Annotated in this window: 16 protein-coding genes; 9 read left to right on the forward strand and 7 right to left on the reverse strand. The window is 52.9% G+C overall.

Annotated features, from left to right (window positions below; genetic code table 11):
• Window positions 1-138 precede the first annotated feature (138 nt).
• On the forward strand, window positions 139-2,601 hold the full coding sequence (locus tag H144_RS0125985) for a ligase-associated DNA damage response DEXH box helicase (protein ID WP_019945042.1): 2,463 nt from the start codon (window positions 139-141) through the stop codon (window positions 2,599-2,601).
• Window positions 2,591-3,232 carry a ligase-associated DNA damage response endonuclease PdeM gene (gene pdeM / locus H144_RS0125990; protein ID WP_026351006.1) on the forward strand — a complete coding sequence of 214 codons (642 nt, stop codon included), beginning with the start codon at window positions 2,591-2,593 and terminating at the stop codon, window positions 3,230-3,232. Before H144_RS0125985 ends, pdeM begins: the two co-directional genes overlap by 11 nt.
• A gap of 246 nt (window positions 3,233-3,478) precedes the next feature.
• Here pdeM and H144_RS0126000 read toward each other — a convergent pair whose 3' ends face one another.
• The 5 genes from H144_RS0126000 to H144_RS0126020 form a co-directional block, all read right to left on the reverse strand.
• Complete coding sequence (locus H144_RS0126000) at window positions 3,479-5,482, reverse strand: response regulator (RefSeq protein WP_033403259.1); 2,004 nt, start codon at window positions 5,480-5,482, stop codon at window positions 3,479-3,481.
• 27 nt (window positions 5,483-5,509) lie between these two features.
• On the reverse strand, window positions 5,510-5,917 hold the full coding sequence (locus H144_RS0126005) for a response regulator (protein ID WP_229207995.1): 408 nt from the start codon (window positions 5,915-5,917) through the stop codon (window positions 5,510-5,512).
• A gap of 65 nt (window positions 5,918-5,982) precedes the next feature.
• Window positions 5,983-7,311 (reverse strand): sensor histidine kinase, encoded by a 1,329-nt coding sequence (locus H144_RS0126010; protein WP_019945047.1) that lies wholly within the window; start codon window positions 7,309-7,311, stop codon window positions 5,983-5,985.
• A gap of 5 nt (window positions 7,312-7,316) precedes the next feature.
• Window positions 7,317-8,438 (reverse strand): FIST signal transduction protein, encoded by a 1,122-nt coding sequence (locus tag H144_RS0126015; RefSeq protein ID WP_019945048.1) that lies wholly within the window; start codon window positions 8,436-8,438, stop codon window positions 7,317-7,319.
• A gap of 110 nt (window positions 8,439-8,548) precedes the next feature.
• Window positions 8,549-9,895, reverse strand: a complete 1,347-nt coding sequence (locus H144_RS0126020) for a deoxyguanosinetriphosphate triphosphohydrolase (RefSeq protein WP_019945049.1) — start codon at window positions 9,893-9,895, stop codon at window positions 8,549-8,551.
• 144 nt (window positions 9,896-10,039) lie between these two features.
• Between H144_RS0126020 and H144_RS0126025 the strand changes: the two genes are divergently transcribed.
• The 5 genes from H144_RS0126025 to H144_RS0126040 all read left to right on the forward strand — a co-directional run bounded on the left by H144_RS0126025 (window position 10,040) and on the right by H144_RS0126040 (window position 13,524).
• On the forward strand, window positions 10,040-11,119 hold the full coding sequence (locus H144_RS0126025; protein WP_229207996.1) for a DUF3500 domain-containing protein: 1,080 nt from the start codon (window positions 10,040-10,042) through the stop codon (window positions 11,117-11,119).
• A gap of 41 nt (window positions 11,120-11,160) precedes the next feature.
• Window positions 11,161-11,295: a hypothetical protein gene (locus H144_RS34970; RefSeq protein ID WP_262485422.1), complete on the forward strand. Its 135-nt coding sequence runs from the start codon at window positions 11,161-11,163 to the stop codon at window positions 11,293-11,295.
• 144 nt (window positions 11,296-11,439) lie between these two features.
• Entirely contained in the window at window positions 11,440-12,105 is a 666-nt protein-coding gene (locus H144_RS0126030; RefSeq protein ID WP_019945051.1) for a pseudouridine synthase, read from the forward strand.
• 52 nt (window positions 12,106-12,157) lie between these two features.
• Window positions 12,158-12,529, forward strand: a complete 372-nt coding sequence (locus H144_RS0126035; protein ID WP_019945052.1) for a YccF domain-containing protein — start codon at window positions 12,158-12,160, stop codon at window positions 12,527-12,529.
• Entirely contained in the window at window positions 12,526-13,524 is a 999-nt protein-coding gene (locus H144_RS0126040) for an NAD(P)H-quinone oxidoreductase (RefSeq protein ID WP_019945053.1), read from the forward strand. The genes H144_RS0126035 and H144_RS0126040 overlap by 4 nt, the downstream gene beginning before the upstream one ends.
• On the opposite strand, the gene H144_RS0126045 is transcribed toward H144_RS0126040, so the two are convergent.
• Both H144_RS0126045 and H144_RS0126050 read right to left on the reverse strand, forming a co-directional pair.
• On the reverse strand, window positions 13,499-14,272 hold the full coding sequence (locus H144_RS0126045) for an alpha/beta fold hydrolase (protein ID WP_051100177.1): 774 nt from the start codon (window positions 14,270-14,272) through the stop codon (window positions 13,499-13,501). The two genes, H144_RS0126040 and H144_RS0126045, sit on opposite strands and share 26 nt — an antisense overlap.
• 52 nt (window positions 14,273-14,324) lie before the next feature.
• Window positions 14,325-16,271: a TonB-dependent receptor plug domain-containing protein gene (locus tag H144_RS0126050; RefSeq protein ID WP_019945055.1), complete on the reverse strand. Its 1,947-nt coding sequence runs from the start codon at window positions 16,269-16,271 to the stop codon at window positions 14,325-14,327.
• Window positions 16,272-16,747: 476 nt separating this feature from the next.
• On the opposite strand from H144_RS0126050, the gene pdxR reads away from it, so the two are divergent.
• Entirely contained in the window at window positions 16,748-18,235 is a 1,488-nt protein-coding gene (gene pdxR, locus H144_RS0126055) for a MocR-like pyridoxine biosynthesis transcription factor PdxR (protein WP_019945056.1), read from the forward strand.
• Window positions 18,236-18,318: 83 nt separating this feature from the next.
• A complete protein-coding gene (locus H144_RS0126060) occupies window positions 18,319-19,671 on the forward strand; it encodes a D-arabinono-1,4-lactone oxidase (RefSeq protein WP_019945057.1) in 1,353 nt (450 codons plus the stop codon).
• Window positions 19,672-19,693: the final 22 nt, after the last annotated feature.

Below are 19,693 nucleotides of genomic sequence, written 5' to 3' on the forward strand. Positions count from 1 at the left end.
GATACCGGTTTGAATATTTCCAATTCTTATTGAACAATTATAATATTGATGTACGGCTTGCATGGTTGTAGACCCCCCGACCGAAGTTAGCATACTCAGAATAGTTGATCTCATTTAAAAAATATAACAAACTTTCCCTTGGCCAAATCCCGCGGACATAGCATTGTTGAGCAATGGTTTAAAGATAAAAAGTGGAAGTGGGCGGCCTTTCAGAAGGAGGCGGCCGCGGCTTATCTGGCGGGGAAAAGCGGCTTGGTAAATGCGCCTACCGGCAGCGGGAAAACATATTCCCTATGGCTGCCGATATTGATCCGTCACATCAATTCTTTGCCCAAAAAGCCCCTGAAAACGAGAAAAGGGCTCCAAGTGCTCTGGATTACGCCGCTGCGCGCGTTGTCGAAAGACCTTTTCCGGAATATGGAAATGGCGGCGCTGGAAATGAACCTCTCGTGGCGCGTAGGCATTCGTACGGGCGACACGGGCACCCGTGAGCGCAACGAGCAAAAGCGCCAGATGCCCGATGCGCTCATTATTACGCCAGAGAGCCTCCACATGCTTTTTACCCAAAAAAACGCATCTGAGTTTTTCAAAAACCTGCACACGGTGGTGGTGGACGAATGGCACGAGCTCATGGGCAGCAAACGTGGCACGCAGACCGAACTCGCATTGGCCCGGCTCCGCACCATTAACCCCGACCTGCAAACCTGGGGCATCTCGGCGACGATCGGGAATCTCGGCGAGGCGCGCCAAGTGCTGCTAGGCATGCGGTTCCCGGAGGAGAATGCGGTGACGATCAAGGCGAATACGGATAAGAAAATTCTGGTCGAAAGTATCATTCCTGACCGCGTGGAGACACTGCCGTGGTCGGGCTTCATGGGGATCAGGCTGGTGGACAAGGTGGTAGAGGTCGTGAACAAGAGCCGTACGACGCTACTTTTTACCAATACCCGCTCGGGCACGGAAATCTGGTACCGCACGATCATTGAAAAGTACCCCGAATTCGCCGGCATCATGGCATTGCACCACGCCTCGCTCGACCGCGAAATCCGCGATTGGGTGGAAGAGGCATTGCACGACGAGCGTCTGAAACTCGTCATTTGCACCGCCAGCCTCGATCTGGGTGTTGATTTCCGGCCTGTGGACACGGTTATCCAGGTAGGAAGCCCCAAAAGTATTGCGCGTTTTGTGCAGCGTGCGGGCCGGAGCGGGCACCAGCCGGGCGTGGATAGCAAGATTTATTTTTGTCCTACCAATGCATTGGAACTGATCGAAGCCGTATCGCTGCGGGAGGGTGTGATTAAAAATATGATCGAAGACCGGCCGCCGGTGGCTCATGCATTCGATGTGCTGGCTCAATGGATGATCACGCTCGCAGTAGGCGAGGGGTTCGACGAGGCGGAGCTTTTCGAGGAAGTGCGCAATGCATATGGTTACCAATATCTCAACCGGCAGGAATGGGAATGGCTCTTGGGCTATATTACTACGGGCAGCTCCTCGCTGACGGTTTATGACGAATACAAGAAAGTAGAACGCGTAAATGGCCGCTATGTGGTGACGAGCCGCCGCATTGCACACCGCCATTTGCTCAGCATGGGTACGATCGTTTCCGAAGTTTCGATGAAAGTTAAGCTGCAAAGCGGGAAATACCTGGGCGCGGTGGAAGAGTCGTTTGTTACATGGATGAAGGCTGGGGACGTTTTTTTCTTCGCAGGCATGAGCGTGGAATTTGTGCGAATCCATGAAATGACCGTGACGGTGAAGAAGGCGGAAGGCAAGAAGGGCTTTCTCGTGCGTTGGGCGGGCGGGCGCATGCCGCTGTCGTCGCAGCTGTCCGCATTTATCCGCGAACGCCTCGCCGATGCCATCGAAAACCCGCATAAAGAGGTGGAGCTGGCCAAAATGCAGCCCTTACTGGAATTGCAGGAGAAGCGGTCCGTGATCCCGAAAACCAACGAGCTGCTCATCGAACAATGCGAAACCCGCGAGGGATATCATATCTTTATATTCCCGTTCGAAGGCCGGCTCGTGCACGAGGGCATGTCGATTTTGCTCGCTTACCGCATCAGCCAGCTGCGGCCGATCACATTCTCGGTAGCGATGAACGATTACGGGTTTGAGTTGTTAAGTGATCAGTATGTCGATATGGCCGAAATACTGGGCGAAACCGATCTATTTTCTACCAAACACCTCGTGGACGACATTTACCAGAGCGTGAATGCGACGGAAATGGCGAAGCGGAAATTCCGGGAAATTGCTGCAATCGCGGGCCTGATGTTTCAGGGTTATCCGGGTAAATATGTCAAAACGAGGCAGTTGCAGGCATCCAGCTCGTTGCTGTTTACGGTAATGAGCAAGTACGAAGACAATAATTTGCTCATCAAGCAGGCATACCAGGAGGTGTTGACTTATCAATTGGAGGAAGTCCGCATGCGGCAGGCGCTCGACCGGATTGAGCATCAGAAAATAGTGATACAAAATACCGACAGGCCGACGCCATTTTCGTTCCCGATCATGGTCGACCGGCTTCGGGAACAATTAACTTCGGAGAAACTGGACGACAGGATCCAGCGAATGATCAAACAGTACGGTAATGCAGATTGAGATCAGAGGCAACCATTTTATATTATTGACGCAGCGGGCGATTTTTTGGGAAGAAACACAAACATTATTGATCGGAGACCTGCATTTGGGCAAAGTGACGCATTTCCGTAAGGAGGGCATCGCGATCCCGAACAATGCCGCCGCCAACAACTTCGAGCGGCTCAACGAAATTGTCCGCCAAACCGGTGCCACGCGCATCATTTTCCTCGGCGACCTTTTCCATAATCAATACAATTCCGAATGGGAAACCTTCCGCGAATGGCGCGCCGACCATCATTACATGGACATGATCATCGTCATGGGCAACCACGACATCCTGCCCGTAAGCCTGCTTCTGGAATGCGAGCTGGAAGTATATGTGAATGATTATGAGGAAAATAACTTCATCTTCACCCACCACCCGAAAGTGGAATTCGACATCACCAAATTCGTCTTCGCCGGCCACGTACACCCGGTTTTCACCTCGTACGGCAAAGGGCGGCAAAGCGTGCGGCTTCCATGCTTTGTGATCGACAAATACCAGGCGATTCTGCCCAGTTTCGGGGTGTTTACGGGGGGATACCAGATGGGGTTGGCCGATGACCGTAAGATCTACATCACGACGGAAACGCGGGTTTTTTCGGTTTGCTAACGTTTGATTTTGAGTGCATTATGTAAAAACCGGAAAATCAGTGCATCATTGTTTTCTATAATCAGGTAATTCCTCGGAATTTGTACCGTGCGAAAATTCGATATGGTGGAAACGTACAAACCGTTGAAGGCAGACAGTTATGAAGAACAATCTAATCAAAAGAATAGCCACTGCCTTCGATGAGCTGAACTGCTTTTTTGTGGTTGTAGGCTTTCATGGTTATACGGCAATTCTTCAACAGACCCCTCACCCAATCACCGCATGCTTATGCGGTACCTTCACTTTCAAATGCTGATTAATAGCCCGGATCAGCTCATCCGCCTTAAACGGCTTCGTGACAAACCCGCTGAAATTGCAGGCCGCAATCTCGGGCGTCGTTTCGGCGAAGGTGTCGGCTGTGAGCGCGATCACCGGCACGTTTTTATGACGCGGATAGGAGCCTTGGATCTTCTTCATGGCCGTTACGCCATCCATGACCGGCATTTGGATGTCCATCAGGATCAGATCGAAGTCGTCGGTTTCCAGTGAATGCAGTACTTCCTTGCCGTTGTTGCAGATCACAAATTCGGCCTCCCATTTGTTAAGCAAATGTTTGAGCAAAATCTGGTTGGCCAGGATGTCTTCTGCGGCCAGGATCCGGTAACCTTTGAGGGACAACGTCAGCGGCGTGTCGGTTTTTTCCTCTCCATACGACGTGCTGCCTTTGCCGAAGCGGAGCACGACGGTGAATGTGCTGCCCTCGCCCAGCCGGCTGCGTGCCGAAATGGTACCGTTCATGAGCTGGGTGATCTTCCGCGTAATGCTCAGTCCCAGGCCGGTACCACCGAAATTCCGCGTCGCATTGTTGGCGTGCGCTTGTGAAAAACTATCGAAAATGACGCTCAGCTTGTCTTCCGAAATGCCTATGCCCGAGTCGGATACATCGATTTTCAGGTCCACCGTCTCGCCGTGGTCCTCGTCGAGGTGTACCGTTACTTTCACAAATCCGCCTTCTTCGGTGAATTTGATGGCATTGCCGATCAGATTCACCATGATCTGGTTGAGCCGGTAAGGGTCGCCCATGACGATCTGCGGCACGTCACGGCCGCAATGGAAGGTGAAGTCGATCGATTTCTCACGGGCGCGGATTTCGAAAGTCTTCATCAAATACCCCAGCTTCTCGCGGAGGTCGAATTCGAAGTTTTCCAAGCCGAACTTGCCTGCTTCAATTTTGGAAAAATCCAGAATATCGTTGAGAATAACCAGCAGATTATCAGCTGAGTATTTAATGGTATTCAAGTATTGCTGCTCCTGCCCGGTAAAGCCGCTGCCGAGCAGCAGGTCCGTAAACCCGATGATCGCATTCATCGGCGTGCGGATTTCGTGGCTCATCGTCGACAAGAAATCCGACTTGATGCGTGTCGCTTCCTCAGCGTCTTTTTTGGCCTGGATCAGCTCCTGTTCGGCAATTTTACGGGAAGTAATGTCGATCGCCGTGCCGAGTACTTCCTGCACCCGCCCCCGCGCATTGCGCTTGAACGGTACCTCGCGCGTGATGATCCAGACCTCCGAGCCGTCCTTATGTTTCAGCCGGAATTCCTTTTCCACCACTTCCGCGTCTTTCACGTGGTAACGCATATGGTTGTAATGCGTCCGGAAAGTATGCTGGTCCTGCTCGTTGATAATCCGCGCCAGGCCTTTTCGTGTGTCGGTTTCCACCTCGTATTCCGAGTAGCCCAATATCTTCCATATTTGTTTGTTATGGAAAATATTGGTCCATTTCTCGATGTCGATCACGTAAATGATGTTTGGTGAAAGCAGCGCGACTTTATTGATAAATTCCTCTTTTTCAGCCAGTTCATTCTCGGCTTCTTCCCGGCCTTTTTCCATTTCGAGCATCTGGCTCATGGTATGGAACGCTTTGGTGAGCTTCTCAGGATTAATCTCCGATTTGGGAAAATAATCCAGCGCGCCGGCCTTCATCATTTCGACGGCAATTCGTTCGTCGCCATGCGAGGTAAGCACGATCACGGGCAAATGCGGGGCGCGCTCCTTCACGGTTTTGAGCAATTCGAGGCCGTTCGTTTTGGGCAGCTGGTAATCGAGAAAAATACAGCCGGGCGTCCACGTGTCGAGCATCTGGAGCGCTTCTTCGGCATATTTGCATATCCGTATCTCCCCTATGTCAACCTGCGCCCTGCTGATCGCACGGCTCAGTTTCATAGCGTCGATATCGTCGTCTTCAACAAGCAGAATGGATAGAGGGGGCATAATGGGGCTTATAGTGGTGGATGGATGCTATTCAGGATATTCGCACAGCGTCCAGTAGCTGTTCAATGTGGAAACCGCTGCGATAAACCGGTCCATCGACAAGGGTTTGAGGATATAACCGGCGACATTCAGGTTAAATGCGTCGATTTTGTCACTGTCTTCATTGGAAGTAGTCATTACAAACACCGAAAGCGAACTCAGCGCGGGGTCTTGTCTGATCTCTTTCAGGAACTCGATACCGCCCATTTTAGGCATATTCAGGTCCAGCAACACGATTTTCGGCTTCGGGTATTCCAAAGTTTCGGAACGGAGCAGCGAAAGTGCCTCAATACCATTGGATGCGATCACAAGCTGATTGGAAATGTTGTTCTTCTTGAACGCCCGCTTGACATTCATCACATCTACTTCATCATCTTCTACCAGGAGTATGGTCATCGGAACAGGATTGGAAAGGGACATTGTGTAAATTTGAATGATAGTTAAAATGGGTTTTTGACATCCTAAATGTCTTTTGCTTCATTTTTTGGCCAGGTAAAAAAGAAGGTCGTGCCTTCGCCCATGACCGAGTCAATTCTGATTTTGCTATGTTTCTCGTCGAGTATTTTTTTCACGATGGCGAGCCCTACGCCGGTACTCTCCACCTCGTCCCGCGCCTGTAATGTCTGGAAAATGATAAATATCCGCTCGTGGAACTCGGGACTGATACCGGGGCCGTTGTCGCCCACGTAAAACTCAAACTGGCCGCCAAGGTCTTTCCATCCGACGGTAATGTCGATTTCGGCCTTGTCGTTGTACTTAATACCGTTGGAGATCAGGTTTTGTAAAATCTGGGTCAATGCGATTTTTTCGGCCTCAATGTCCGTCGCTTTATCGCCTTCAATGGTGAATTTCAAGGGTTTTTTGGTGCTGAAAGATTCGCACAGCTCGTCCACGAACCCGCGGATGTTGAACTTCTCGCGCACTGTTTTCATCCGCCCCGCGCGCGAGTAAGAGAGAATACCGTTGATGAGATTTTCCATCCGGTGCACGCGCCCGCGCAGAAGCCGGAACTGGTCCTTCGTTTCGCCTTCCAGCATGTCGCTGATGTCCTCCTCGATCCATTCCGAAAGGTTGTTGATTGCCCGCAGCGGCGCTTTCAGGTCGTGGCTCACCACATAGGCAAACTGGTCGAGCTCGGCATTGATCCGTTCCAGGTCACGGGTGTAGGATTGAAGCTTCGTCTCGGCCGTCACGCGCGCGGTCACGTCCGCGAGCGTACCTGTAAAGCCAATGTGCCCGCCATTGGAATAATAGGGGCTCAGCGACACGCCAAGCCACTTTTCCTGGCCGTTTGCGGTGATCAGCCGGATGGTTTCGTCTTTTGTATCGGTTCCCGGGGTGAGTATGTCAACCAGTTTGTCACGGGATTCGAGCGTCGGGAAGAAGCCTTTGAAACTTTGGCCCAAACTGGTGCTGACGGGGTAGCCGGTAATGCTTTCCCAGGCCTGGTTGAGGTAGGTAAAGTTCCCTTCCCGGTCCAGCTGCACCAGTACTTCGGAAATACTGCCGACGACTTCTTCCAGCCGTTTGCTCGTGTGCGCAGCCTCTTCGGTTTTCTCCTGGGCAATGCGGCTCAGCTCGCGGTTGGCCTTGAAAAGCTCGCCCGAGCTTTGTTCGAGGATGAGCTCCATGCGGGTGAGGTCGTCCTGGTATTCGGTATAGGCTTGGTTTACAGCCAGTAAGAAATCTTGTATATCAGAATGTTCGGCAAGTTCAGGAGGTAGCGACTTCCTGATCTGCCGTTTTAAAAGCCGGTGATAACTGGTTTCGGTCAGTTCAAGCGTTTGCATGGATCTTATTCACGAAAAGTAGTAATAGTCATCGTTTGGTTATGCAGCTCGCACAGCGAGCCGCGGTTGAATGGTGCCAGTTCTCCATAAGAGTAAAAACCCGTCATCACAGGCCCATCCAGCACTTCCGAAACGCATTCCACTTCCTCTTCCACCATTTGTTTCAGTACCAGCTTACGTCCTACGCAGCTTACGAGAATGGCAAACTCGGGGTTATTGTGCAGGCCCCGCGCTGCTTCCTGGGCGGCTTCTTCGGCGCCATTGATCAGCCGGTCGTTATTGGCTTTCATCAGACGCACAAAAGAGCCTTCCGGAATGTCGCCCGCGAACGTGAGGCTTTTTTCCTCCTCATTAATACCCAATATCGTCCGTACCACCGGCACACGGTCCTCATTGTCGCGCATACTCAGCGGGAACAGCAGCCCGGAGGCCGGCAAATCCTTCGCCTTTTCGCCAAGGAATGATTTATAAAGGTCTAATGCAGGCTGTCCGTCGATTTCGAACAGGATATTGTCTTTGGAACGCGTCACCTGCCGGTCGAGCCCGAAACTGTCCCAGCCACCGCGCGAGCCGTAACCGATCGACAATTTCTCACCATAAAAGCCGATTGCCGCCACACTTTCCGTCGCCACTTTTCCATCGGGCTCTATAATTATTGTACGGGCAAAATGCGAGCCGTCCCCAGCCAGACCGCCGGTAATGGTCACGCCGTCGGACAAGCCTTCCGACATGCCCTTCACGAGGTCGGTGCCATTGACTTTCAGCCCGTCGGAAATCACAAAAACATGTTTCAAACCTTCCAGGGGAAGTTTGGAAACGAGTTGCTTACCGGCCTCGGAGCTGTCGAAGCCGATGTCTTCGAGGCTGATCTTCGAGCTTTGGACCGTTACATGGTCGAATGCAATGCCCGTCACAATCACGGTATGGTCCCGCACCGACTCGTTGGCGATCTCGCCGGCCGTGGAGCATCCCGAGAAAATGGCATCTGGATATTGGGCGGCTAATTGTGCTGAAATACCCGTCGTTTCCAGCAATTCCCTGTCGCCGAAAATGAACAGTAATTGCGGTGAAAACGGGAATGAGATTTCAGACGGCTTATCCGAATAGACAAACTGTTCAATCTGCATATGTACAGGTGGTTGCGGCTATTTAATTCGATCTACAATTTACATAAAAACTTTTGAGAACGAACTATTTTTACGCTTGACGCTATACAGCTACGATGAACGCATTTCTGCTAAGAAATAGATGGGAACGAGATTCCCTTAATTTTTCGGAATAATTCTACCGCGTACAAGTCGGTCATACCCGACACGAAATCGAGGACCGTTTGGATTTTGGAATAGGTATCCGTTCGGGTAGTGATGAATTGTTTAGGGATCAAGTCGACGAGTTTGCGGGTGTAGTGCGAGTTATTGTTCAGATAAGCCGGTACAAATTCTTCCAGCAGCCCGCCCATGACCTTATAACCCGCCACTTCGATCTGTACGACCGAAGAATAGTTGTAAATTTTCTGGATTGAAATGCGTTCGATTTCCTTCATCGCCGAGCGGTGCGGCTCGGGAATGCGATCGGTCAGGCTGGCATTGAAATCACCTTTGAGAATGGTATCCTGCTCATTGATAAATAGTTCCGAACACGCGCCGATAAGGGTACTGATGGATTTCGCACGCAGCAGCCCGATTTTGGCATCATCGTCCTCGATTTCCGCCAGCCGGCCCGGCATCCGTGGATCGTTGCACAGTGCGAGGAGCAAAGCTTCCACTTCCTGGTAAGAGAGGATTTTGAGTCGGTGCGCGTCTTCGAGGTCGATGATATTGTAACAAATATCGTCTGCCGCCTCTACGAGGTATACCAGCGGATGCCTTTTGTAAACTACCGGCGTTTCCGAGACCTGCGCAAGCCCTAGCTCCGTCGCGATCTTTTGAAATCCCGCCTGCTCCGACTGGAAGAAGCCGTATTTTTTGGTATAAATATTCGCTTTCCGATGCCCTGCCAGCGATTCGCACGGGTATTTGGCAATGGCGGCCAGTGTAGAGTAGGTCAATGCGAAACTGCCGTAGCCTTTGCCTGCGTAAGGGTGCGTGAGGATGCGGATCGCATTGGCATTCCCTTCAAAATGCGTCAGATCGGCCCATTGCGCATCGCTAACCTCGTTTCTGTATTTCAAACCTTCGCCATCGGTAAAGTAATGCGAAATCGCCGCCTCTCCCGAATGCCCGAATGCCGGGTTGCCAAGGTCGTGCGCGAGGCATGCGGCGGACACGATGTTACCGATCTCGCTGATGAGCGGCAACGTGTCGTCGACATGCGGGTCGGTGGTTTTCAGGTGATTATAGAACATTCGTCCCAACGACTTGCCTACACTTGCTACTTCGAGGCTGTGCGTGAGCCGGTTATGGACGAAAATGCTGCCGGGTAAGGGAAAAACCTGCGTCTTGTTCTGCAAACGCCGGAATGGCGATGAAAAGATCAGCCGGTCGTAATCGCGCTGGAACTCCGAGCGGGCCTCGGTAGGATCGGAGTTGTACTTGTCTTCACTGCCCCAGCGTTTGGCGGACAGCAATTTTTCCCACTGCATCATATTGTTTCGAAATAAACCGCAAAACTAATGCCTTTCCCGGAAAATATGCGTGAAAGACGCGCGCGGGCGGTTTCAGGTAGAAACGCATGCGGCGGCGGCTTTTAAATGCGTAAAAAACAAGGATTTATTTCAAACCGAAACGATATGAAAAAGTTGCTCTGGTGTTTATCCCTGGCCCTGACGACGGCATTAACGAATGACCTTGCAGCCTTTGCCCGGCCATTGCCCAAGCCCGTTCCGACCCCGATCGACGACCGGCTCGCCCGTGAAATGCAGGCCGCGGTAACGACTTTCCTCAAAACCCTTTCCGCCGAACAGCGGAAGGAAACCGAGCTGCCCTACGCCGACCTCGCCCGTTTCGACTGGAATTTTACGCCCCGCGCCCGGAAAGGCATTACATTTAAAACCATGAACGCCGCCCAGCGCAAAGCGGCGATGGCGATGGTGCACGTCGTGCTCAGCCAGGAGGGTTACAGCAAAGCCGAGCAGATTATCGACCTGGAAAATGTGCTGCGCGTGGTAGAAACGCGCCCCGCCAACGATACTTACCGCGATCCGGAAAACTATGCATTCCTCGTATTCGGCACGCCGGGGAAAGATCCCTGGGGCTGGCGGGTGGAAGGGCACCATTTGTCGCTGCACTTCTCGTCGATCGGTAACCAGGTCACCTACACGCCCAGTTTCATGGGCAGCAACCCCGGCACGGTCATGGCCGAGGTACCGCAAAAAGGCAAGCGAATCCTGAAAGCCGAGCAGGATATGGCGTTTGAACTATTGCACAGCCTCGACGCCTCCCAGCTTTCCAAAGCGAACCTGGGCGACAAGGCCCCGAACGAAATATTCACTTCCAACACCCGGAAGGCCTCGCTGGCCAAAATGGAAGGCATCGCGATGGGTGAATTGAATGCCGCGCAAAAAGCGACGTTCAAAAAGCTCATCATGACCTATCTGCAACGCTACCACGTGACATTAAAGAACCAGCAATGGGCCGAACTGGAAAAGAACGGCCTCGACAAGATCCATTTCGCCTGGCTCGGCGACCAGCAACCCGAAATAGGTACCGGCCACGGGCACTACTACCGCATCCACGGCCCCACCTTCCTCATCGAGTTCGACAACACCCAGAACGGCGGCAACCACATCCATTCCGTCGTCCGCGACCTGACGAGCGATTTCGGGGAAGATTTGTTGCAGGCGCATTACGAAGCGGGGCATAAGAAGTGAGCCCGAAAACTTGTATATTCGGATAATCAAATTAGAAAGCAATGTCTGCAACAGGATTGAAGGAACGGTTGATCGACTGGATCAAAAGGAACAAGTCGAAAGCGTATAGCATCAGGTTGAACCGACTCTTCCAGGAAGCTGCACAAATCGTGTCCGAGCATCCTGGAATCGGGTAACGCACGGATATCGACCATGTTCGCATCAAGATTGTGCGCGACTATTTTGTGATTTACGAGGAAACAGAATCCCAAATCCAGATCCTGACCATTTGGAATAGTCATCAGGATCCGGAAAATTTGGAGTGGGAATTTTAACTACGCATGACTCCGACACCACGCCGCTACTTCATTATCAATAAACCGATCAATATGGTTTCCCAGTTTGTCAGCTCGCATGATGTGCGGTTGCTGGGGGCGCTGGATTTTGAGTTTCCAGAGGGCACGCATGCGGTGGGGCGGCTGGACAGCGCCTCGGAAGGATTGCTGATTCTTACGACCAATAAAAAGGTTACTAATTTGCTCTTTCTGGGCGAGGTGCCGCATAAGCGCACTTACTGGGTGAATGTGGGCCACGTCGTACCGCCAGAAACCGTAGCGTTGTTGCGCACGGGCATTCCGATCCGGATCAAAGGCGGCGGCTATTACACGACGGCACCTTGCGAAGTGGAGATCATCGACCGGCCGGCGATTTTGGAAAAACATCCGAGCGAAGGACATTCCGACGCGCCGAATACCTGGCTCAGCATTACATTGACGGAAGGCAAATACCACCAGGTGCGCAAAATGGTGCGCGAGGCAAACCACCGTTGCAAACGCCTCGTCCGCGCCAGTATCGAGAATTTGGAGCTGGGTGACCTGCCGCCGGGCGGGGTGCGGGAAATCGAAGAGGAAGAATTTTTCAGGCTGCTGAAAATAGATAACTGGAAGTCAGCGATTACGTCCGGTGATTGTGAACTGGCGCCGTCCATCGAAAATCAGGCACATTAGTTGCTGGCGGAATTAGTTTTAACCCGTTAGTCACACCCAAAATGAAAGCGTCATGAACTTTATCGGAAACATTATCTGGCTTATTTTCGGCGGATTCGTCGTTTTTCTCGAATATATGGTCGCCGGGCTTGCCCTTTGCATCACCATTGTCGGCATTCCGTTCGGTATCCAGTGTTTCAAAATCGGGCTGATGACGCTTTTCCCGTTCGGCCAGCATGTGCGCGAAGTTTCGGGGCCGACGGGCTGCCTTTCCACCGTTTTCAACATCATCTGGATCTTCATGGGCGGCATCTGGATCGCGCTGACGCATTTGGTATTCGGCATTCTGCTCGCGATCACCATCATCGGGCTGCCATTTGCGAAGCAGCATTTCAAGCTGATGAGCCTGTCGTTCGCCCCTTTTGGTAAAGAAATTTATTCATGAAAGCCATTGTCATTACCGAACCCGGCGGGCCGGAAGTCCTGCAAATCCGGGAAGTGCCTGCGCCGCAGCCGACTGGTTCGGAAGTACTCATTAAAGTATTCGCGGCAGGCGTGAACCGGCCCGACGTCTTCCAGCGAAAAGGCAACTACCCGCCGCCGCCCGGCGCCCCGCAGGATACTCCGGGCCTGGAAGTAGCCGGTATCATCGAACAAACCGGCCCGGACGTTACCGGATGGAAACCCGGAGACGCCGTATGCGCATTGCTGGCAGGAGGGGGCTATGCGGAATATGCGCTCGCACACGAGGGCCATTGCCTGCCCGTACCCGAAGGGTTCGGCAGCGAAGCATTTATACAGGCTGCTTCCTTGCCCGAAACCATATTTACCGTTTGGCATAATGTATTTCAAAGAGGCCGCCTGCTGGCAGGAGAGCGTTTTCTCGTGCATGGCGGCAGCAGCGGGATCGGCATTACAGCCATTCAAATAGCGAAAGCATTCGGTGCGGAGGTTTTTGCCACAGCCGGTTCGGATGAGAAATGTGCGGCCTGCGATGCATTAGGGGCTGATAGGAGTATCAACTACAAAACTTCCGACTTTGAAGAAGTGCTGAGAAAGCTGGGTGCGGACGTCATTCTCGATATGGTAGGCGGTGACTACATTCCCAAAAACCTGCGTTTGCTGCGCGAGGAAGGCCGGCTTGTTTTTATCAATACCATGAAAGGCGGAAAAGTGAAAGGTGCCGACGAGGTGGATTTCAGCCTGATCATGCGCAAGCGGCTGACGATTACCGGCAGTACATTAAGAAACCGGGGTACGGCATTCAAAGCGGCATTGGCTTCCGAAATCCGGGCGAATGTATGGCCTGTCCTGGAACGCGGGGCATTTAAGCCGGTGATCTTCCGCACATTTCCGCTCGCCGACGCGGCCGCGGCACATGCATTAATGGAAAGCAGCGACCATATCGGCAAAATCATTCTGCTGAATCAATGGACGTAAGCCGGTGGTTGAGGATTTTGGAAATCTGATCGGCTTGTGCATATACCATCAAATGCCCGCCTCCCTCAATGATAATGTCGGGCTTGACAATGACGATCGGGATCAGCTTGTCGGCCGTCCCGTGGATGTGGAACAGGTTATCGATGCGGTCCTTGCGGTCCCAGCCGCTCATGCGTACGAGGGCCCATTTCAAAAACTTCACGTCGGTGTCGTGCAGGATCGCTTTCAGGAGCTTTTTCATCTCGGGCGTTTCAGCGCCGAAATAATTGTAAGTAACGCGGTTGGCCGATTTCAGCAGCGGCGCCGAGAGCGGCGACATCAGTAGAAAACGGATCATTTGCTGGTAAAACCGGGAAAGCGGGACGCCCGTGGACATGCTCGATATGAGCGTAACCTGCTGCGGACATACGACATCGGCGATCTCCGAGGCCACCACGCCGCCGAACGACAAGCCCACCAGTTGAAACGGCTGCGAAGTGTCGATCTGCTTGCTCAAACGGGCCGCATAGTGCTGCAATGTCTCCCTTTTCTGCGGCTTCACCCATTTAATATGCCTGACATTCAGCCGAGGATCGAGTTTCAGTTTAGCGAAAACACGTTCGTCGGCACCAAGGCCGCTGATGAAATAAACATTCATTTTCCGGGCGGAAGGTTCTGCCGGGCTGATGTCTGTTCCGCCGGGTGCCTGTGATGAGGAAAATGCAAGGAATGCCAATAGAAAACAGGAGTTACGTATATTCCAAAACATAAGTGGGTGTATTCACTTTGAATATACGAACTCCTGCAAAAATAATGCCGTGCTATCGGCTGAAATTGAAACGGGCGCCGCCCATCACCCAGCGGCCGGGCATTACGGAACCGAGCACATCGCTGTACTGCTTGTCGAATGCGTTATCAGCCTGTATAAAAATGCCCAGCTGACGGTTCAGGAATGCGTATTCGGCGCGGGCGTTGAGGAGAAAGTAGTTTTTGGAAATAACCGCCTCGATGGCCGACGCTTCCCGTTCTGCCCGCTTCTTGTACAAACCATTCAAACTCAAAGAAAAGCCCGAAACCTGGTAAATGGCTGAGAAATTGGCGAGGAATTTGGCGTGCGACGACAGGTAGAATGACTGGATATTGCTTTTGTTGTCGCTGTCGAGCCAGGTAAGTCCGGCGTTGAAAAGCAGTTTCTGATGGTCGGAAATGGTATTGGCAGATTGAATATCCAGCTCAAAACCCGTGGTATTCACCTCGGCGATGTTCAATGCGAGCCCGAACGTGCCGGTAGGTGAGAGGTTCTCCTTGCGCGGCATTTGTGCATATGGCGTAGTCACGTAGTCGATCAGGTCTTTCTGGCGACGCTGGAAAAAGGTCGCCGATACTTTCAGTTGCGAAGCCGCATTGCTGGTAAGGAACCAGTCGGCACCGGCTTCGTAGCTGAACGAACGCTCCGCTTTCAGGTCGGGATTACCCACGCTGCCGCCCGTAACCAGTGTTTTCGCATAGTTGTTGAAACGCTCGGTGAAATCGGCGTCGCGGATGGTTTTGCCTGCGCTTGCACGAAGCTGCCAGCTAGCTTTTTTGTAGGATAAATTGATCTGGGGAGAAGCCTCTGTACCAATGCTTTCGCGCCAGTCGATACGCACGGAAGGGGTGACTGTGAAATGCTCCCCGATATTCTGTACCACCGACAGGAATGGTGCGAGCTGATTTAAAGTATGGTTGCCGCGGTCGTTGGAAGCGATGTTGCGCTGCTGGAAATTAACGCCTGCGATGAGGTTCGTACGCGCCGCCAATCCTTGCTGCAGGGTCGCAAGCCCCTGCCATAAGCGCGATTTGCTGCTGTTGGCAATGGAATGCGGGTTGAACAGGTAAGTGTCCTGCACCGACTTGTAGCCGCCGTCGATCGAAAACGCCGTTTTGTTCTTTTGATAAGCCACCCGCACCTGGTTCCACGACATTTTGACTTTCTCGCTGGCCGTGTCGGATTTCAGGACGGTGTAAAAGTTCTGCGCGGCAAAATCGCGGTGGTCGTAAGCGCTGCGAAGGGCGATATTCCAGTTTGGCGAGATGGCGTAACTGAGTGACAACGATGCGGTATTGTTGTGAAAATAGCCTTTGATGCCCCGCTGCTGCACGCCGGATGCATTATTGGACAGATACCCGCCCGAAATAGCCAGCTTGTTACGCTGCACGAATGCGCCGACATTGGCATTCAGTAATCCATACTCACCGGCGCTGATGCCGCCGTTCACCTGTGTTTTTTGGACAGGCTCTTCCGCATTGCCCGAAAGCCTTGCAGCGAATGTCTTGGAAATGACATGAATAACCCCGCCCACGGCATCGGAACCGTACAGCGCCGACGAAGCGCCTTTCAACACCTCGATGCGATCAATTTCGGCGGGTGAAATGGGGATATAACTGTTGAAATGACCGGTATTAGGGTCGTTGAGGCGAATGCCGTCGAGGATAACCAGTACCTGCTGGAAGGTGCCGCCGCGCAAAATAATATCGCTCTGCGAACCCTGCGGCCCGCGGGCCTGGATTTCGACACCTGGCACGTAACGCAGCAGATCGTCTATGCTGTGGACGGGGAGCTGCTGGAAATATTCGCCTTTGATCACGGCGATATTGCGGCCGGTTTGCGACGCGCGTTTTTCGACCAGCGAAGAGGTGACGGTAACGGGATCCAGCGATATCTCCTGGGCCGACCCGAGGTGGGCAAGGAGTAACAGCAGGAAGGTGGTTGCGTAATGGTGCTTCATTGTGCTTTTGATGTAACGATTTGTGTTTTTTTGACCGCATACGGCTGATCGTTGACCGCCGATGGCCGACCGCTGACCGCCGACCGCCGACCGTTGACGGCCGGACCGCTGACCGCTGATCGCAGACGGCCGGACCGTTGACCGCCGATGGCCGACCGCTGACCGCTGACCGCTGACGGCCGGGCCGCTGACCGCTGATCGTTGACGGCCGGACCGCTGACCGCTGATGGCCGACCGCTGACCGACGACCGCTGACGGCCGGACCGCTGATAGCCTGTGGCTGACCATAGACCATTGATTTGGCTTTTTGAATTGAAACGGTTTTAATTAATCGTCGGCCGAAGGCCTCTGGCCGTCGGTCAGCGGTCGTCGGTCAGCGGTCAGCGGTCAGCGGTCGTCGGTCGTCGGTCGTCGGTCATTTTTCAACACAAAACTATTATCTTGCCGGACCGTTTATATGCTCCGGTTTGAATCTAATGAGTAGTCCGGTTGGAATTCCTTTTAAAAATGTGATCCTGCTGGACCGTTCGTCCGGCACACCTGTTTATTTGCAAATCGCGCACCAGATGATCAACGCCATCCAGCGCGGCGTGCTCGTAACGGGCGTGCAACTGCCTGGTACCCGGGCGCTTTCGGAAATGCTGGATGTCCACCGCAAAACAGTGGTAGCGGCATACAACGAGCTCGACGCCCAGGGGTGGATCGAAATGCTGCCGAACCGCGGGACGTTTGTGACGCGGAAGAGCCCGGTAGTCCGGGGCAGCGCGTTGCCGGCCAGCGTGAACGATTTGAAACAGTACCCCCGGCAGACCGGCTTCGCATTCGAGGAAAGTATGCTGCTCGATCGCCCGGTGTCACTTTCACGCGTCGACCTGGAATTTACCGACGGCCTGCCGGATGTGCGCCTGGCGCCTATGGACAAGCTCGCAAAGGCCTATTCCAGCGTTTTGAGAAGAAATAATAACCGTAAATACCTCACCTACTCGCATGTGGAGGGTAATATCTGGTTCCGCGAGCGGCTGGCGACTTACCTGAACAATACCCGCGGCCTGCATATCGGTGCGGAGAACATCATCACCACGCGGGGCATTCAAATGGGGATCTACCTCGCTTCTACATTGCTGCTGAAAAAGGGTGACAATGTGGTCGTCGGGGATTTGAGTTACTATGTTGCCAACATGATTTTTCAACAGGCTGGCGCGAATATCCTGTCGGTGCCGGTTGACGACCAGGGTATTTCGGTGGAGGCCGTGCGGCAGCTTTGCGAGCAGCGGCCGATCCGGATGCTGTATATCACCCCTCACCACCATTACCCTACCACCGTCACGCTGAGTGCAGAGCGGCGGGTGGAATTGCTGAATTTGTCGGTGCAGTACGGTTTTATCATTCTCGAAGACGACCACGATTACGATTTTCACTACAACAGCAGTCCGGTACTGCCGCTGGCGAGCGCCGACGGGGCCGGTATGGTCGTGTATGTCGGCTCATTTTGCAAGGCATTGGCGCCGGGACTACGTTCGGGCTATGTGGTAGCGCCGCAAAACCTCATCCGCGAGTTGGGCAAAATGCGGCGGATCATCGACCGGCAAGGCGATCTGATGATGGAACAGGCATTGGCCGAGCTGCTCGACGAGGGTGAAATTCAGCGGCATATCAAGAAGGCGCAGAAAACATACCACCAGCGCCGCGACCTTTTTACCGGAATCCTGGAAACCGATTTCCGGGAATATCTTTCGTTTACCGCCCCGCCGGGCGGTCTGGCGATCTGGACTGAATGGCGGCGCGACATCAACCTTATGCGCGTGAGCAAGGAGTGCCTGCGCGAGAACCTGCATTTGCCGCAGACGCTGCTTTTCCAGACAGGCCGGCTCAGCGCGATGCGCCTGGGCTTCGGTAATCTCGATGAAAAGGAACTCTCCGAAGCGGCGCGCATTCTGAAAACCGCTTTGGAAAAGACGGCCTGAAACGGCAAGTCCGGGTTGGAATGCTGAATTATTCAATTAATTTGGGATAAATTCCTATTCGTGCATTTCAACCTGACTACCGCATGAACAAACGTACTTTCATTAAACTTTCATCCGCATTAATGACGGCTCCATTACTTTCTCCGCTGGCCGGCTGGGCCAATGGCGACAAGCTTCGCAACTGGGCAGGCAACCTGGAATACAGCACCGACAAGCTGGATTTGGGCAAAAATCTTCAGCAAGTCCAGACAATCGTGAAAAAATACCCGAAACTGAAAGTGCTCGGTACGCGGCATTGCTTCAACGACATTGCGGATACGAAAGACCAGTTTGTTACCGTGGTAGGTGCGGAAGAGGTGATTGATTTAGATACCAAAAATAAAACAGTGACCGTAAACGGGGGACTGAAATACGGCCAATTGGCGCCTTTCCTGCATCAAAAAGGCTTCGCATTGCATAACCTGGCCTCGCTGCCGCACATTTCGGTCGCGGGGGCGTGCGCTACGGCCACGCACGGGTCGGGGGAGAAGAATGGCAACCTGGCAACGGCGGTAACGGCGTTTGAGCTGGTGACGGCCGCGGGTGATGTGGTGCATTTCAGCAAAGAAAAGGACGAGGAAAAGTTCAATGCGGCGGTGGTGCATTTAGGTGCATTGGGCGTGGTGACGAAGGTGACGCTGGCCGTTCAGCCGACGTTTATGATGGGTCAATATGTGTATGAAAATGTCCCTCTAAGCCAGTTGAAAGCCCATTTCGATGAAATAGAAGGGAGCGGGGACAGTGTGAGTTTGTTCACCAACTGGGCTACCGACGACATTGCCGAGGTTTGGGTGAAATTTAAAACCAATAGTGAAAAGCCTCTGAAAACCCTACCGAATAAAGAACTCTTCGGCGGAAAACTGGCTACAAAAAACATGCACCCGATCCCGGAACTTTCGGCGGAAAACTGTACCGAGCAAATGGGCGTGCCGGGGCCGTGGTATGAGCGGATGCCGCATTTCAAAATGGGTTTCACACCCAGCAGCGGAAAGGAATTGCAAACGGAATATTTTGTGCCGCGGAAGAACGCCGTGGATGCGATCCTGGCCATTTCCAAAATGGGCGCGCAGATCAGCCCGCATTTGTTTACTTCCGAAGTGCGGACCATTGCAGCAGATAATTTATGGCTGAGCCCGTGTTACAAGCAGGATTCCGTAGCAATTCACTTTACCTGGAAGCAGGACTGGCCGGCTGTAAGTAAGTTGTTGCCCGTAATTGAAAAGGAACTGGCGCCATTCAACCCGCGGCCGCATTGGGGCAAATTGTTCACTGTTTCGCCCGGTTTGCTTGAAAAGCGGTACGAAAAACTGCCGGAATTCCGCGAGCTCGCCGCACAAATGGACCCGAAAGGAAAGTTTCGCAATGCGTTCCTCAATTTGAATGTGTTTTCGAATTAAATCGCCGTGGGAAGCGTTTACC

This window comes from Dyadobacter beijingensis DSM 21582, from assembly GCF_000382205.1.
In the GTDB taxonomy this organism is placed as follows: Bacteria; Bacteroidota; Bacteroidia; order Cytophagales; family Spirosomataceae; genus Dyadobacter; species Dyadobacter beijingensis.

Excerpts from the sequence above, each read along its gene's own strand:
- pdeM (WP_026351006.1), top strand. The coding sequence starts at position 2,591 with ATGCAGATTGAGATCAGAGGCAACCATTTTATATTATTGACGCAGCGG.
- H144_RS0126000 (WP_033403259.1), bottom strand. The coding sequence starts at position 5,482 with ATGCCCCCTCTATCCATTCTGCTTGTTGAAGACGACGATATCGACGCT.
- H144_RS0126005 (WP_229207995.1), bottom strand. The coding sequence starts at position 5,917 with ATGACCATACTCCTGGTAGAAGATGATGAAGTAGATGTGATGAATGTC.
- H144_RS0126010 (WP_019945047.1), bottom strand. The coding sequence starts at position 7,311 with ATGCAAACGCTTGAACTGACCGAAACCAGTTATCACCGGCTTTTAAAA.
- H144_RS0126015 (WP_019945048.1), bottom strand. The coding sequence starts at position 8,438 with ATGCAGATTGAACAGTTTGTCTATTCGGATAAGCCGTCTGAAATCTCA.
- H144_RS0126020 (WP_019945049.1), bottom strand. The coding sequence starts at position 9,895 with ATGATGCAGTGGGAAAAATTGCTGTCCGCCAAACGCTGGGGCAGTGAA.
- H144_RS0126025 (WP_229207996.1), top strand. The coding sequence starts at position 10,040 with ATGAAAAAGTTGCTCTGGTGTTTATCCCTGGCCCTGACGACGGCATTA.
- H144_RS34970 (WP_262485422.1), top strand. The coding sequence starts at position 11,161 with ATGTCTGCAACAGGATTGAAGGAACGGTTGATCGACTGGATCAAAAGG.
- H144_RS0126030 (WP_019945051.1), top strand. The coding sequence starts at position 11,440 with ATGACTCCGACACCACGCCGCTACTTCATTATCAATAAACCGATCAAT.
- H144_RS0126035 (WP_019945052.1), top strand. The coding sequence starts at position 12,158 with ATGAACTTTATCGGAAACATTATCTGGCTTATTTTCGGCGGATTCGTC.
- H144_RS0126040 (WP_019945053.1), top strand. The coding sequence starts at position 12,526 with ATGAAAGCCATTGTCATTACCGAACCCGGCGGGCCGGAAGTCCTGCAA.
- H144_RS0126045 (WP_051100177.1), bottom strand. The coding sequence starts at position 14,272 with ATGTTTTGGAATATACGTAACTCCTGTTTTCTATTGGCATTCCTTGCA.
- H144_RS0126050 (WP_019945055.1), bottom strand. The coding sequence starts at position 16,271 with ATGAAGCACCATTACGCAACCACCTTCCTGCTGTTACTCCTTGCCCAC.
- pdxR (WP_019945056.1), top strand. The coding sequence starts at position 16,748 with ATGAGTAGTCCGGTTGGAATTCCTTTTAAAAATGTGATCCTGCTGGAC.
- H144_RS0126060 (WP_019945057.1), top strand. The coding sequence starts at position 18,319 with ATGAACAAACGTACTTTCATTAAACTTTCATCCGCATTAATGACGGCT.